The sequence below is a fragment of the Marinobacterium weihaiense genome, from assembly GCF_019061305.1.
Taxonomy (GTDB): Bacteria; Pseudomonadota; Gammaproteobacteria; order Pseudomonadales; family Balneatricaceae; genus Marinobacterium; species Marinobacterium weihaiense.
Map to the genome: position 1 here is coordinate 115,815 of NZ_JAHQZT010000007.1, position 12,857 is coordinate 128,671.

The following is a 12,857-nucleotide window of genomic DNA, read 5'->3' on the forward strand; positions in this document are numbered from 1 at the left end:
ACCGGCCTCAGTGGCTGGTAGGCGCTTCGAAGGTCTGACCGAACATCTCGCCGATGGCTTGGCTCAGTGCTTCGCTGCGTTCCGGGTTGCGGAAGGCCTGCAGCAGCAGGGCACGGTGGACCGGCATGAACATCAGCTCCGCCAGGATGCGACTGAAACCGGTCTGACCGGCTTCGCCCCGGGCCAGTTGCTCCAGAAACCGGCTCAGTACGCGCGGTTCCAGCAGCGCGCTTTCGCAGCGCGTGGCGATCACGGTAATCACCTCGGCCTGAGTGGCATGCTTGCTGGCCAGCACTTCACTGACCCATTGCTGCTTGGCAAGCTCGTCGGGTCCATTGGACAGGGCACGGCAAAGGGCGGCTACCCGGTTGCCGTTGTCTTCGGTCAGGGCCGGGTGCAGCAGCTCCAGCAGAGCCTGATGCAGGCGCCCACTCGGCTGCTGATGCTCCAGCAGTGGGCAGAGGGTCTCCAGTACGGCGGCCGGCATGTCGGGCAGGCGTTCGCACAGTGCCTGCTCGTTGCCTTCTTGGTCCAGGCGCATGATGACATCCGCCAGTCCCTGATAGGCCAGTGACGGCCATTCATCCAGGCCCAGCTGGCCCTTGAACCAAGCCTGGGCACGTTCGTAATGAGGCGAGGCCGGGGCTTTCATCTCCCGTGCAGCTAGGGCGTGAAACGCTGCCATGCGGCTCTGTTCGGGGGTAAACGAGTAGGGATTATCCTTGAGCGCATCCTCGTCCGGCTGGCCGCTGCGGCTGTTGATCACGTTCTGAATCAGGCGCTTGACCAGGTCGTCGCGGGCGGCCGGTGCGACCAGCCCCTGTTCATCCAGCGGCAGGCGCAGAAACCAGACCGCATTTTCGTCACGCTGCTTCGGGTTCCAGATCAGCACCGCCAGCCAGGCCTGGTGCTGAAACGGCGTGGGATAAGGCAGCTGTGAGTCCTCGATGCGGCGAAAGCGCTCCAGCGGTAGCTTGCTGATGCGACGGCCCATGTCGAAGATGCGCAGGGCCGCGCCGGTGGCGCGCAACAGTTCGGTAAGAGAATCGGGCAGGGTGTTTTCAGCAGACATACACGTTCACAACATAATGATGGAGTCAGCCGTCATCTTACCATCTCGCCCCCGCGCCTGCCTTTGCACTTTACGGGCAGGGGGCGAGTGCAGGTGGACAGCTGTGATAGATTAACCGTTGAACACGCGACAAGGACCGCTGTTACCATGATCCTGACCCTTCTGTTTGCCAGCGCGATGCTGCTGATCAGCATCCTGCTCAGCCCTCTTTCCAACCGTATCGGCATGCCGGTGTTGCTGCTGTTTCTGGGCGTCGGCCTGCTGGCCGGGCAGACCGAGATGGGGCAGGTGTTGTCCACCGATGTGGACAGTACCTTCCTGGTGGGGCATCTGGCGCTGGCCATCATCCTGCTCGACGGCGGCATGCGTACCCGCATCGAGACTTTCCGCGTGGGGTTGAAGCCGGCGCTGGCACTGGCCACCTTCGGAGTGGTGGTCACGGCGGCCCTGACGGGTTTGGCGGCGCACTGGATTCTGGACCTGCCGCTGCTGCCGGCCCTGCTGATCGGCACCATCATTTCCTCGACTGATGCGGCGGCGGTTTTTGCCCTGCTGCAGAACCATGGCCTGCGGCTGAATCAGCGCGTCAGTGCCACGCTGGAGATCGAGTCGGGCAGCAACGACCCCATGGCCATTTTCCTGACCATCATTCTGTTGGAATTGATTACCCGTACCACGCCGCCCGGGCTGGGCGAGGCCGCACTGTTGCTGCTGACACAGCTGGGACTGGGGGCGGTGGCCGGTCTGGCGGCCGGTTGGCTGCTGGCACATTTGCTGCCGCGGCTGGAGTTGCAACCGGCGTTTTATCCTCTGCTGGTGACGGCGGCGGGGCTGACCGTGTTTGCTCTGGTTGGGCTGCTGGAGGGCAGCGGTTTTCTGGCGATCTATCTGATGGGGATTCAGATCGGTAACCGGGGGCTGCGCAAGCTGGATGATATTCTGCAAGTGCACGATGGTCTGGCTTGGCTGGCGCAGCTGAGCCTGTTTCTGATGCTGGGACTGTTGCTGTCGCCCCATGACAAAATCGACTACGTGGTGGAGGGGCTGGCGCTGGGGGCAGTGCTGATTCTGGTGGCGCGGCCGCTGGCGGTCTTTCTCAGCCTCTGGCCTTTCGGGTTTCGCTGGAAGGAGCAGCTGTTTATTGCTTGGGTGGGCCTGCGCGGGGCCGTGCCCATCGTGCTGGCGCTGTTCCCGCTGATGGCGGATATCGAACATGCAGCCCTGTTCCCGATTATCGCCTTCATTATTGTCACCCTGTCGCTGCTGTTGCAGGGCGCAACGCTGGCGCGGGTGGCGCGTTGGCTGGACCTGGAGCTGCCGGCTGAGCCTGAAGCGCGGCAGCGGCAGACGGTTGACTGGCCCTCCGACCAGACCCATCGCCTGATGGTCTTCGAGCTGGATGGCGAGCACTGGACGCCGCCGCGTACGCTCAAGGGCGTGCGACTGCCGGCGGATATCGTGGTGGCGGCCGTGCTGCGGGAGGGGGGCATGCTGCCCTACGAGGCCGATCTCAAACTGCAAGGCGGTGATCAGCTGGCGGTACTGGGCGGCGAGCAGGCCGAGCGGCCGCTGGCACGCCTGTTCAGCTCGGTCGAGTCCATCCCGGCCTTGAAGGAAAGTACCTTCTTCGGGGCCTTCGAGCTCAACGGTGATGTTGAACTGCTGGCGCTGGCGCAGAATTTCGGGCTGGCGATCGATGCTGAGCTGCAGGCTCTGAGCCTGGCGGACTATATTGCCCGGGCGCGGCATGCGCCGCCGGTGGTGGGGGATCGGGTTGTGCTAGGCGCCATCGAGTTGGTGGTCAAGGCGATGGAAGACGGACGGGTGACGCGGGTTGGCCTAAAGTTCTGATCCCTGTCGCTGACAGTCTTGGAATGGCATGGTTTAATGCCCCGCGATTGCAAGGATTAGAGGGAGTCACGCGTGATTGAAGCGGTCTGGATCATCTTCGCCTTCGGGCTGGGGATGGGGGTTAAATTGATGGGGCTGCCGCCGTTGATTGGCTATTTGGCAGCCGGTTTTGCCATCGTGGCGGCGGGGGACATGGCCGGCATTCCGGTGGAAGGCACTGAGGCACTGAGCCATATAGCACATCTGGGGGTGTTGCTGCTGCTGTTTACCGTCGGTCTGAAACTGAAAATACGTAATCTGGTTCGGCCAGAGGTGATCGGAGGCGGGGTACTGCATTTCGGCATTTCCATTGCACTGTTCACCCCGGCGCTGCACCTGATAATGGGGCTGGAGTGGTATACCGCACTGATGTTGGGTATCGCGCTGTCTTTCTCCAGCACGGTGCTGGCGGCCAAGGTGCTGGAGTCGAAACGGGAGCTGCGCGCCTTTCATGGTCGCGTTGCCATTGGCATTCTGATTGTGCAGGACCTGTTGGCACTGCTGGTGATGGCATTAGCCAGCGGCAAGACGCCCTCGGCCTGGGCGCTGCTGGTATTTGCCATTCCGCTGTTGCGCCCGGTGTTCTACAAACTGCTGGACATCAGTGGCCATGAAGAACTGCTGGTGCTGCTGGGCCTGCTGCTGGCCCTGGTGGTGGGCGGCAAGGGCTTTGAGCTGGTGGGCCTGAGTTCGGAGCTGGGAGCGCTGGCATTTGGTGCGCTGTTGGCCAACCACCGTCGTGCTGGCGAGTTGTCGCAGTCCCTGTGGAGCATCAAGGAAGTTTTCCTGGTCGGTTTTTTCCTGCAGATCGGTATGGGTGGTCTGCCGGATACCGATGCACTGGTATTTGCCCTGGTGATGGGGGTGGTGCTGCCGCTCAAGGGCATTCTGTTCTTCTTTCTGCTGCTGCTGTTCAAGCTGCGTGCGCGCAGTGCCTTCCTGTCCGGTCTGAGCCTGACCAACTACAGCGAATTCGGCCTGATCGTGGCCAGTATCGTGTTGCCGGAATGGCTGATTCCGCTGGCCATTGCCGTGTCGGTCTCCTTCCTGGTATCAGCGCCACTGTACCGGGTTGCACACCCGCTGTATGACCGTTTCAGTGTTTGGCTGAGCCGTTTCGAGCGCCACGGCTTTCATCCGGACGAGCAGCCGTTGTCACTGGGTGATGCGGAGATTCTGATTATCGGCATGGGCCGTACCGGTACCGCGGCGTATGATCACCTGAAGCAGCGCCAAACGCCGATGGTGGCACTGGACTCGGACCCGGCGAAAGTGGATACCCACGTCAAGTGTGGTCGCCATGTGGTGTTTGCCGATGCGGAAGACGTGCAGCTGTGGCAGAACCTGAAGGCGCCGGAACTCAAGTACGTGATTCTGGCGGCCAATGATGTGGAGGCCAAGGTGACGGCTGCGCGCCAGTTGCGTCAGGTCGGTTTCGAAGGGATCATCGTGGCGCACAGCATGTTTGCCGACCATGCCGATGCGATTACCGCGGCCGGTGCCGATCATACCTACCAGACCATGGCGGAAACCGGTGTGGGTCTGGCAGAACACATCTTCAGCGAGTCCCGTCGCAAGGAGGAGGCGCTGATCTGATCAGCGCTGTTCGGGCGTGTGACCGTCCCCGTCGGCTTCTGTGTCGGCTGGCGGGGATGGCTTTTCACCTACCGGCGACGATTGCCTGTCGGCGGATGCCTGTAACAGTGTCAGCACATGTTCCAGCTGCTGCTCGATATTCTCCAGCCGGTTCTCAAGCCGGGTAATGCGGTTCAGGTTCTGGCGTTCACGTTCGGCAATCTGACCCTCGTCCTTTTCGATAAAAAACACCGAAAAGCTCGCGGTCAGCAGCGAGAACATGCAGATCCCGATCAGAATCAGCAGCGAGCCAAACAGTCGGCCTTCATTGGTACTGGGAACAATATCGCCGTAGCCGACCGTAGTCATGGTGACCCAGGCCCACCAGATGCCATCCAGTGGGCCATCGAAGGCCGGGTCCAGTGCGGCAATCAGAAAGCCCGAAATCACCAGAAACAACAGGCACACCATCAGTGTGGTGCCCAAGTTGTGGCGTGACAGAATGGTTCTCAGGTCTCTGGACACTTTGAACAGGATGCCCAGCATCACCAGCAGCCGCAGGCTGCGAATGGCACCGGCGTAGAAGGCATAGTCACCGAACAGGGCCGGTAGCCCGGCGACAATGATCACCAGGCTCATCCAGTTGTTCTTCAGGTGTCGCTGACGGTCATCCACCACGCTCAGCATGATCACCATTTCCGCAGCAAAGCCTAGCCAGATCACCCAATCAGTAACCTGATGTGTCATGCCGTTGACGATGCCGTCGGCGCGCAAGTACCAATCCACCAGTATCCACAGCGCCAGGATCAGCATCGGCCATTCCAGCCGCTTGCCCCAGCGTCGTGCGCGCGGGTTCTCCGCCGCGGACACGCCGCCAAAGCCCATACGAAACATCAGCGAGTGGTGTTTGTCGAAGCTCATGGGCGTTCTCTGCAGCGGGTTAGTGGTGGACGCGCAGTGCCTGATCCAACTGGCTGATCAGTGCCAACAGCCGGTCGGTATCTTCCGGCATCGGCTTGAACACCTCTTCGGCCATGGGCTGGATTTCGCTGTTCTGCGGCAGCGGCAGCTGACGTTCGATCAGCTCCTGCAAGCGCGGCAGCAGCAGCCACTGCACCCATTCAGTAAAGTCCAGGGTATCGACACAGAAAGGCTCGCGGCTGGCCAGGGCCGCCGGTTCCGGCGGCTGCGACTGCCACAGATTCTGTGCCTGCATTTCGTTGCGGATCTCGATCAGCAGCACACTGACCTGCTCGTGTCGACTCATGCTTACTCCTTGCGTGCGGCCTTGAGGGTATCGGCAATCAGGAACGCCAGCTCCAGCGACTGGTCGGCGTTGAGGCGCGGGTCACACTGGGTGTGATAGCGGTCGGCCAGGCCTTCCTCGGTGATGCGGTAGGCGCCACCGATACACTCGGTGACGTCGTTGCCGGTCATCTCGAAGTGGACGCCGCCGGCGTGGGTGCCTTCGGCGTTGTGCACTTCGAAGAAGCCCTTCATCTCGGCCAGGATGGCATCGACGCTGCGCGTCTTGTAGCCGCTGGATGCCTTGATGGTGTTGCCGTGCATGGGGTCGGAGCTCCACACCACATGGTGGCCGCTGGCCTTGACCGCACGCACCAGCGGCGGCAGCATCTCGGTAATCTTGTCGGCCCCCATGCGCGCGATCAGTGTGATCCGACCCGGGATCTGGGCCGGGTTGAGGATGTCCAGCAAACGCAGCAGGTCGTCAACCTGGGTGCTGGGGCCAACCTTGATGCCGATCGGATTACGTACGCCGCGCAGGAATTCCACATGGGCGTGGTCCGGCTGGCGGGTGCGGTCGCCTATCCACAGCATGTGCGCCGAGCAGTCGTACCAGTCGCCGGTCAGGCTGTCCTGACGGGTCAGGGCCTGCTCGTAACCCAACAGCAGCGCCTCGTGCGAGGTGTAGAGGTTGGTTTCCTTCAACTGCGGTGTATTGTCCGAGCTGATGCCGCAGGCCTCGATGAACGCCATGGTCTGGTCGATTTGATCGGCCAGGTGCTGGTATTTCTCGCCCTGGGGGCTCTGTTGCACGAAGCCCTGGGTCCACTGGTGCACCTTGTGCAGATCGGCAAAGCCGCCGGTGGCAAAGGCGCGCAGCAGGTTCAGCGTGGCCGAGGACTGGTGATAGGCTGACAGCAGACGCTGCGGGTCCGGCGTGCGGGCATCGGCGGTAAAAGCGATGTCGTTGATGATATCGCCACGGTAGCTGGGCAGTTCAATGCCGTTGATGGTTTCGGTATCAGCCGAGCGAGGCTTGGCAAATTGACCGGCCATGCGACCGATCTTGACCACCGGACAGCTGCCGGCAAACGTCATCACCACCGCCATCTGCAGCATCAGCTTGAAGGTGTCACGAATCTTGTTGGCGTTGAATTCGGCAAAGCTCTCGGCGCAGTCACCGCCCTGCAGCAGAAAGGCCTTGCCTTCCGATACCTGGGCCAGCTCGTCGGTCAGTGAGCGGATCTCGCCGGCAAACACCAGTGGCGGATACTCGCCCAGCACCTGCTCGACCTGATACAGGGCGGCCTGATCCGGGTAGGTCGGGTGCTGTTTGATTGGCTTGCTGCGCCAGCTGTCGGGAGTCCAGATTTCCATTGTGCTACTCACTGCTTATTTACGATTAGGAACCCCGATACTACCGCAAATCCGCACGTTCGACAGCCTGCAGGAGGCATGAGAGGCTGGATGATGCGTATCGGCTGTACAGGCGGCGACCAGCAGTTGACGGGTTGGATGGGCGGGCGCATACTCCTGCTTTCATCCCTTTGGAGTCCGTCGGTGCCTTCGAGCCTGTCCCCAGTTATTCAACAGTGTACGCGGCTGCAGTCCCCGCTGCGGGCCGTACTGTTGACGCTGCTGGCAACCCTGCTGCTGTGCTGGAGTGTACTGGCACCGTCCGCGGCGGCAGTCACGGGCTTTGTCGACGTATCCCATCCGGCTGCCGTGCTGGCGACCCCGTCCCAGAAGGCGTTGCCCACCAATGAGCGGCGTGAGCCGGATATGCGCAGCGATGGCGATGCCCATCACCTGCTGGCGCTGCTGATCGGGCTGGCAGCATGGCTTGTAGTCACGCCGGTCCGTTGTGGCGCCATGTCTGTTCTGGCACATGGCGCGCGCCGTGCCGCCGCGGCTGTGCCGCCCCTGCGAGCCCCGCCCCGCCTGTAGTGTCTGCTTCCAAGTCGTCCGCGTGGACCACTTGGCACCTGTTGATCATTACATGTGGGAATCACCATGAAGCATTTTTCCTGGCGAGCGCTGACGTGCGGCTTGCTGATCGTCTGTGGGCTGCTCAGCGCACTGCCCAATTTTTTGCCATCTTCCATCGGTGCGCGTCTACCGCACTGGTATACCGATAACACCCTGTCACTGGGGCTCGATCTTCAGGGAGGCTCGCATCTGCTGCTGCAGGCCGACATGCAGGCCCTGGTGGCGCAGAGTCATGCGGCACTGGCCGACGAGGCCGGTAGCCGCTTGCGCGAGGCCGGCATTCGTTTTCGTATTGAGGATGCGCGGGCTGCGCCGGTGCAGCTGCGGCTGCTGCAGCCGGAGCAGTTGCCGCGTGCGCAAAGCCTGCTGCACGAGCTGAGCCGTGACCCGGCCAGTGGTATCAAGCGCTTCCGTATGCAGGCCGAGGGCGGCATGCTGACGCTGGCCCTGACCGAACAGTGGCAGGCCCAGCTGGGTCAGGATGCCATCGATGCCAGTCTGGAGGTGGTGCGCCGCCGGCTGAATGAAACCGGGCTGGTCGAGCCGGTGGTGGCGCGCCAGGGCGAAGATGCCATTCTGGTGCAGATGCCCGGCGTGGCGGACCCCGGTGAGGTACGCACGCTGCTGGGCACCACGGCCAGAATGACCTTTCACTGGGTGTTGGCGCCGGGCGAGGCCGGTGCCTCGATGATGCTGCCGGCGCAGACCGGCGAAGAACGCTACCGGGTTGCGCAGGACGTGGCGCTGGAGGGGCGTCACATCCGTGATGCCCAGCTGGGGTTCAATCCCGAGACCGGGGCGGCGGTGGTGAACTTCCGCCTGGATAACGAGGGCGGGCGTACTTTTGCGCGCATGACGGCTGACAATATCGGCCGGCCACTGGCCATTGTGTTGGATGATGCTGTGCTCACCGCGCCGGTGATTCGCTCGGTGATTGGCGGGGGCAGCGGCGAAATCAGCGGTGACTTCACGCCACAGGAAGCGGGCGAGCTGGCGCTGATGCTGCGGGCCGGCGCCCTGCCGGTTCCCCTGCAGGTGATCGAAGAACGTACGGTCGGCCCGGACCTGGGCAGTGATGCTATCGCCATGGGGCTGGCCACGGGGCTGGCCGGGGCCGCCCTAGTGGTGGCCTTCATGCTGGCGGTATACCGCGGGCGCGGTCTGGTGGCCTGCCTGGGGCTGTTGCTGAACCTGGTGCTGATGCTGGGCATACTCAGTCTGTTTCGTGCCACTCTGACGCTGCCGGGTATCGCCGGGATCATCCTTACGCTGGGGATGGCTGTGGATGCCAATATCCTGATCAACTAGCGGATCCGTGAAGAGGCACGGCAGGGCCGGTCTGCCGGCATGGCGGTCAAGGAAGGCTTTGCGCGTGCCTATCGCACTATTCTGGACTCGAACCTGACCACGCTGATCGCCGTCAGTCTGCTATTTTTGGTTGGTAGCGGTCCAGTCAAGGGATTTGCCGTGACCATCGGCATCGGGCTGCTGACCTCCCTGTTCACGGCCGTAACCCTGACGCAGCTGCTGACCGAGTGGCAGATTCGTGGTCGTGAACGTCAGCCGCTGGTGCTGCCGGGCGTTGCCTGGCTGGACCGTCTGAGTGCGCGGGTCCCCAACGTGATGAGGGGGCGCAGGGTCGGGCTGACACTGTCGGCCGTACTCTCGCTGGCGGCCGTGCTCCTGTATGTGCAGCCGGGGCTGAAGTACGGCGTCGACTTTACCGGCGGCACGCTGGTGGAAGTTCAGGCGCCGGGGGTGGCGGCGGATGACCTGCGTCAGGTGCTGCCCGGCCAGGCCGGTGTGCAGGAAAGTGAAGGCGAGGGACATTACCTGGTTCGCCTGCCGGTGGCTCAGGAGCCGACAGTGGCGGCTGAACAGATGGAAGCCCTGAAGGCGTCGGTACGTGACCTGAGTGCGGAGGCCGAGTTTCCCCGCACCGAAATGGTAGGCCCAAAGGTCAGCGGTGACTTCAGTGATATCAGTATTCTGGCGGTCCTGCTGGCCGGAGCCGGTGTGCTGGGGTACCTCTGGTGGCGCTTTGAGTCCCACTTCGCCCTGGCGGCCACGCTCACCATTGCGCTGGATCTGACCAAGACCATCGGCTTCTTCGTGCTGGCGGGCGTCGAGTTCAACCTGACCGCCGTGGCGGCGCTGCTGGCGCTGATCGGCTATTCGGTCAACGACAAGGTGGTGGTGTTCGACCGCGTGCGTGAACAGCTGCGCCTGACACCGGACAAGCCCCTGCTGGATGTGCTCAACGAAAGCATCGCGGCCACGCTGACGCGCACGGTGTTCACCTCGGTGACCACCCTGCTGGCGCTGTTGCCGATGGCGCTGGCCGGTGGCGCCGCTGTGGTCAGCTTTGCCCAGCCGCTGCTGTTCGGCGTGATCGTGGGCACCAGTTCGTCGGTCTTCATTGCCGCGCCGCTGCTGTACTGGCTAGCCCGTCGCCGGGCCCGCAGGGGGCTGGCTCAGCTGCAGCCCACGGCCGAAGAGGTACGCCAGCGGCTGGCGCAGATGCCTTGATGTACGGCATGCTGCGCAGGGGCGAGGGGAGTCGGTATACTGTCGCTCTTTTCGCTCGCGCTTGCCCGGAGGCCCTATGACAACCCGAGTCTTTCATGTATCACCCGGTTACCGACGTCGTCAGCAAGCCCGGCAGCTGGCCTGGATGCTGGCGATGCTGGGGCTGGTTCTGTTCAGCCTGTATTACCTGTACCGGCTGATCATGGGCAACGGTGCTCTGGCGGAGATGCTGGTACCGGTAGTGGGTGTCGCCGCATGCCTGGCGTATGCGGTCAAGCTCTGGCTGCAGCTGCGCCAGGGGCGGGCTGCCTATCCCGAGGTCTGCTGGGATGAGGATAGCCGGATATTGAGTCTGCAGGCGCCGGAAGGGGCCTTGGTACTGCCGCTGGCCTCGGTGCTGAATCTGCGTATTCAGGTGGGGGGTGGACGTGTGGTTGCCGCCACTCTGACGACCGAGTCCGGTGAACAGCTGCGCCTGGAAGGCTACGCCGAATTGGATGAGCTGGTGGGTCGGTTGGAGGCAGAACTGCCCGAGGGGCAGGTGGTGCGTACCCGTTTACGATACTGAGGTGAAGTCCGCAGGGCCTCAGGCGCTGCGGATGCCGTTGAGATTGTGGAAGGTGACTTCGCGTGCTGTGCCCAGGAAATCGACCATGAAATCGGCATTTTTCTGGTCTTCGCGCATGGCCGCGTACAGTGTGCACCAGAGTCCCTTTTCGCCTAGTGGGCGAGCGGCGATGTACTCCCGCTGAAGATACTCGTGCGCCGCCCAGTTGGGCAGTGCAGCCACCCCGCGCCCGCTGGCGACCAGCTGCATGATCATCACGGTCAGTTCGGCAGTGCGCACCTCGTCGGGTTCGACATCCGCCGGGTCCAGGAAGCGGGTGAACACGTCCAGGCGGTCCCGCTCGACCGGGTAGGTGATCAGGGTTTGCCCCTCCAGGTCGGCCGGCCGAATGCAGCGCTTGTTGACCAGCGGGTGCTGGCGTCCCATCACCAGAATCGACTCATAACTGAACAGTGGAATATAGTGGATGCCGGTACGCTCCTCCGGGTCGGAGGTGATGACCAGATCCAGGTCGCCCCGCGACAGCGCGGGCAAGGGCTGAAAGCTGAAACCCGTGGACAGGTCCAGCTCGACCTCGGGCCAGTGCTGGCGAAAGTGGTCGATGGTCGGCATCAGCCAGTCAAAGCAGCTGTGGCACTCGATGCAGATGTTCAGTCGACCGGTTTCACCACCGGCCAGGCGCATGATGTCCCGTTCGGCGCTGCGCACCATCGGCAGCAGTTCGTCGGCCAGGCTCAGCAGGCGCTGACCGGCGCTGGTGAAGCATATCGGGCGTGTTTTGCGGATGAACAGCGAACAGTTGAGGCGCTCTTCAAGGTCCTTGATCTGATGAGACAGTGCAGACTGGGTCAGGTGGATGCGCTCGGCGGCTTCCACCAGGCTGCCGGCGTCGCGCAGGGCGGCCAGCGTTTTCAGGTGACGAATTTCGATCATGCCCACACCTCTGGTTCCGGATAAGAGCCAGTATAGTATCGAATACAGCTGTCTGACGAGGGCGGCCGGGACGGCCGCCGTTCATCGTATCAGGATTTGACCAGCAGGAATTCCAGCAATGCCTTTTGGGCATGCAGGCGGTTTTCCGCTTCTTCAAACACCACTGAACGTGGATCGTCCAGCATGTCTTCGCTGACTTCCTCGCCGCGGTGGGCCGGCAGGCAGTGCATGAAGATGGCGTCTTCTTCGGCCAGATCCATCAATGCCGGCGACACCTGGTAGCCGCGGAACTCACGGATGCGCTCGCGTTGCTCGTCTTCCTGACCCATGGAAGCCCAGACATCGGTCACCACCAGGTGGGCGCCGCTGACGGCTTCTTCCGGGCTGGAGAATACATTGACACGGTCGCTGTTGCGGGCGACCAGATCGGCATCGGGCTCAAAGCCTTCCGGGCAGGCGATGTTAAGCTTGAAGTCGAACTGGCGTGCCGCGTTGATGTAGGAGTGACACATATTATTGCCGTCACCGACCCAGGCCACCGTCTTGCCCTTGATCGGACCGCGCTGTTCCAGGAAGGTCTGCATATCGGCCAGCAGCTGGCAGGGATGGTAGTCATCGGTGAGGGCATTGATGACGGGCACCCGGGAGTAGCGGGCAAAAGTTTCGACCAGCTCATGGCTGAAGGTGCGGATCATCACCACGTCGACCATGCTGGAGATGACACGTGCGCTGTCTTCGACCGGCTCGCCGCGGCCCAGCTGGGTATCGCGCGGGGACAGGAACATGGCGTGGCCGCCAAACTGGGCCATACCGGCTTCGAAGGAAACGCGGGTGCGCGTGGAAGACTTTTCAAAGATCATGGCCATGACCTTGTTCTTCAACGGCTCATAGGTTTCGTCCGCGTTGCGCATCTGCTTGAGGATGATGGCCCGCTGCACGATCTGCTGCAGTTCTTCGGGCGTCATATCCAGCAGGGTGAGAAAGTGTCGTGTACTCATAAGTAGGTATCGGTCGGCGGCCCATGGCCGCCGGCTCCCGGTGTCAGTTGATGTGAGG

12 protein-coding genes are annotated in these 12,857 nt (G+C 62.5%); 6 read left to right on the forward strand and 6 right to left on the reverse strand.

Features of this window, described 5'->3' with window-relative positions; genetic code table 11:
* Nucleotides 1-7: 7 nt before the first annotated feature.
* Entirely contained in the window at nucleotides 8-1,072 is a 1,065-nt protein-coding gene (locus KTN04_RS07320) for a DUF3549 family protein (RefSeq protein ID WP_217334565.1), read from the reverse strand.
* Between the two features lie 147 nt (nucleotides 1,073-1,219).
* Between KTN04_RS07320 and KTN04_RS07325 the strand changes: the two genes are divergently transcribed.
* Nucleotides 1,220-2,923, forward strand: coding sequence for a potassium/proton antiporter (locus KTN04_RS07325; RefSeq protein ID WP_217334566.1), 1,704 nt, complete (start codon nucleotides 1,220-1,222; stop codon nucleotides 2,921-2,923).
* Nucleotides 2,924-2,995: 72 nt separating this feature from the next.
* Nucleotides 2,996-4,558: a cation:proton antiporter domain-containing protein gene (locus KTN04_RS17280; RefSeq protein ID WP_217334567.1), complete on the forward strand. Its 1,563-nt coding sequence runs from the start codon at nucleotides 2,996-2,998 to the stop codon at nucleotides 4,556-4,558.
* Here the strand turns inward: KTN04_RS17280 and KTN04_RS07335 are convergent, their stop codons facing one another.
* From KTN04_RS07335 to KTN04_RS07345, 3 genes are read right to left on the reverse strand one after another with little or no spacing between them, the layout of a single operon-like run.
* Entirely contained in the window at nucleotides 4,559-5,458 is a 900-nt protein-coding gene (locus KTN04_RS07335) for a potassium channel family protein (RefSeq protein ID WP_217334568.1), read from the reverse strand.
* Between the two features lie 19 nt (nucleotides 5,459-5,477).
* The gene (locus KTN04_RS07340) at nucleotides 5,478-5,804 is read right to left on the reverse strand and encodes a YqcC family protein (RefSeq protein ID WP_217334569.1); all 327 of its coding nucleotides are present in this window, start codon (nucleotides 5,802-5,804) and stop codon (nucleotides 5,478-5,480) included.
* A gap of 2 nt (nucleotides 5,805-5,806) precedes the next feature.
* Nucleotides 5,807-7,159 (reverse strand): class II 3-deoxy-7-phosphoheptulonate synthase, encoded by a 1,353-nt coding sequence (locus KTN04_RS07345; RefSeq protein ID WP_217334570.1) that lies wholly within the window; start codon nucleotides 7,157-7,159, stop codon nucleotides 5,807-5,809.
* 183 nt (nucleotides 7,160-7,342) lie between these two features.
* Here KTN04_RS07345 and KTN04_RS07350 point away from each other — a divergent pair, with 183 nt between their 5' ends.
* The 4 genes from KTN04_RS07350 (at nucleotide 7,343) to KTN04_RS07365 (ending at nucleotide 10,868) form a co-directional block, all read left to right on the forward strand.
* The gene (locus tag KTN04_RS07350) at nucleotides 7,343-7,729 is read left to right on the forward strand and encodes a hypothetical protein (protein WP_217334571.1); all 387 of its coding nucleotides are present in this window, start codon (nucleotides 7,343-7,345) and stop codon (nucleotides 7,727-7,729) included.
* A gap of 66 nt (nucleotides 7,730-7,795) precedes the next feature.
* Nucleotides 7,796-9,079, forward strand: coding sequence for a protein translocase subunit SecD (gene secD / locus KTN04_RS07355; RefSeq protein WP_217334572.1), 1,284 nt, complete (start codon nucleotides 7,796-7,798; stop codon nucleotides 9,077-9,079).
* Nucleotides 9,080-9,082: 3 nt separating this feature from the next.
* Nucleotides 9,083-10,300, forward strand: a complete 1,218-nt coding sequence (gene secF / locus KTN04_RS07360) for a protein translocase subunit SecF (protein ID WP_328515973.1) — start codon at nucleotides 9,083-9,085, stop codon at nucleotides 10,298-10,300.
* 76 nt (nucleotides 10,301-10,376) lie between these two features.
* Complete coding sequence (locus KTN04_RS07365) at nucleotides 10,377-10,868, forward strand: hypothetical protein (RefSeq protein ID WP_217334574.1); 492 nt, start codon at nucleotides 10,377-10,379, stop codon at nucleotides 10,866-10,868.
* Between the two features lie 18 nt (nucleotides 10,869-10,886).
* On the opposite strand, the gene KTN04_RS07370 is transcribed toward KTN04_RS07365, so the two are convergent.
* Both KTN04_RS07370 and argF read right to left on the reverse strand, forming a co-directional pair.
* On the reverse strand, nucleotides 10,887-11,801 hold the full coding sequence (locus KTN04_RS07370) for a LysR family transcriptional regulator (RefSeq protein WP_217334575.1): 915 nt from the start codon (nucleotides 11,799-11,801) through the stop codon (nucleotides 10,887-10,889).
* An 89-nt stretch (nucleotides 11,802-11,890) separates the two neighbouring features.
* Nucleotides 11,891-12,799, reverse strand: a complete 909-nt coding sequence (gene argF / locus KTN04_RS07375; RefSeq protein ID WP_217334576.1) for an ornithine carbamoyltransferase — start codon at nucleotides 12,797-12,799, stop codon at nucleotides 11,891-11,893.
* Between the last annotated feature and the right edge of the window lie 58 nt (nucleotides 12,800-12,857).

Bases quoted from the DNA above. Each gene is read 5' to 3' on its own strand.
- KTN04_RS07320 (WP_217334565.1), bottom strand. From the start codon at position 1,072: ATGTCTGCTGAAAACACCCTGCCCGATTCTCTTACCGAACTGTTGCGC.
- KTN04_RS07325 (WP_217334566.1), top strand. From the start codon at position 1,220: ATGATCCTGACCCTTCTGTTTGCCAGCGCGATGCTGCTGATCAGCATC.
- KTN04_RS07335 (WP_217334568.1), bottom strand. From the start codon at position 5,458: ATGAGCTTCGACAAACACCACTCGCTGATGTTTCGTATGGGCTTTGGC.
- KTN04_RS07340 (WP_217334569.1), bottom strand. From the start codon at position 5,804: ATGAGTCGACACGAGCAGGTCAGTGTGCTGCTGATCGAGATCCGCAAC.
- KTN04_RS07345 (WP_217334570.1), bottom strand. From the start codon at position 7,159: ATGGAAATCTGGACTCCCGACAGCTGGCGCAGCAAGCCAATCAAACAG.
- secD (WP_217334572.1), top strand. From the start codon at position 7,796: ATGAAGCATTTTTCCTGGCGAGCGCTGACGTGCGGCTTGCTGATCGTC.
- KTN04_RS07365 (WP_217334574.1), top strand. From the start codon at position 10,377: ATGACAACCCGAGTCTTTCATGTATCACCCGGTTACCGACGTCGTCAG.
- KTN04_RS07370 (WP_217334575.1), bottom strand. From the start codon at position 11,801: ATGATCGAAATTCGTCACCTGAAAACGCTGGCCGCCCTGCGCGACGCC.
- argF (WP_217334576.1), bottom strand. From the start codon at position 12,799: ATGAGTACACGACACTTTCTCACCCTGCTGGATATGACGCCCGAAGAA.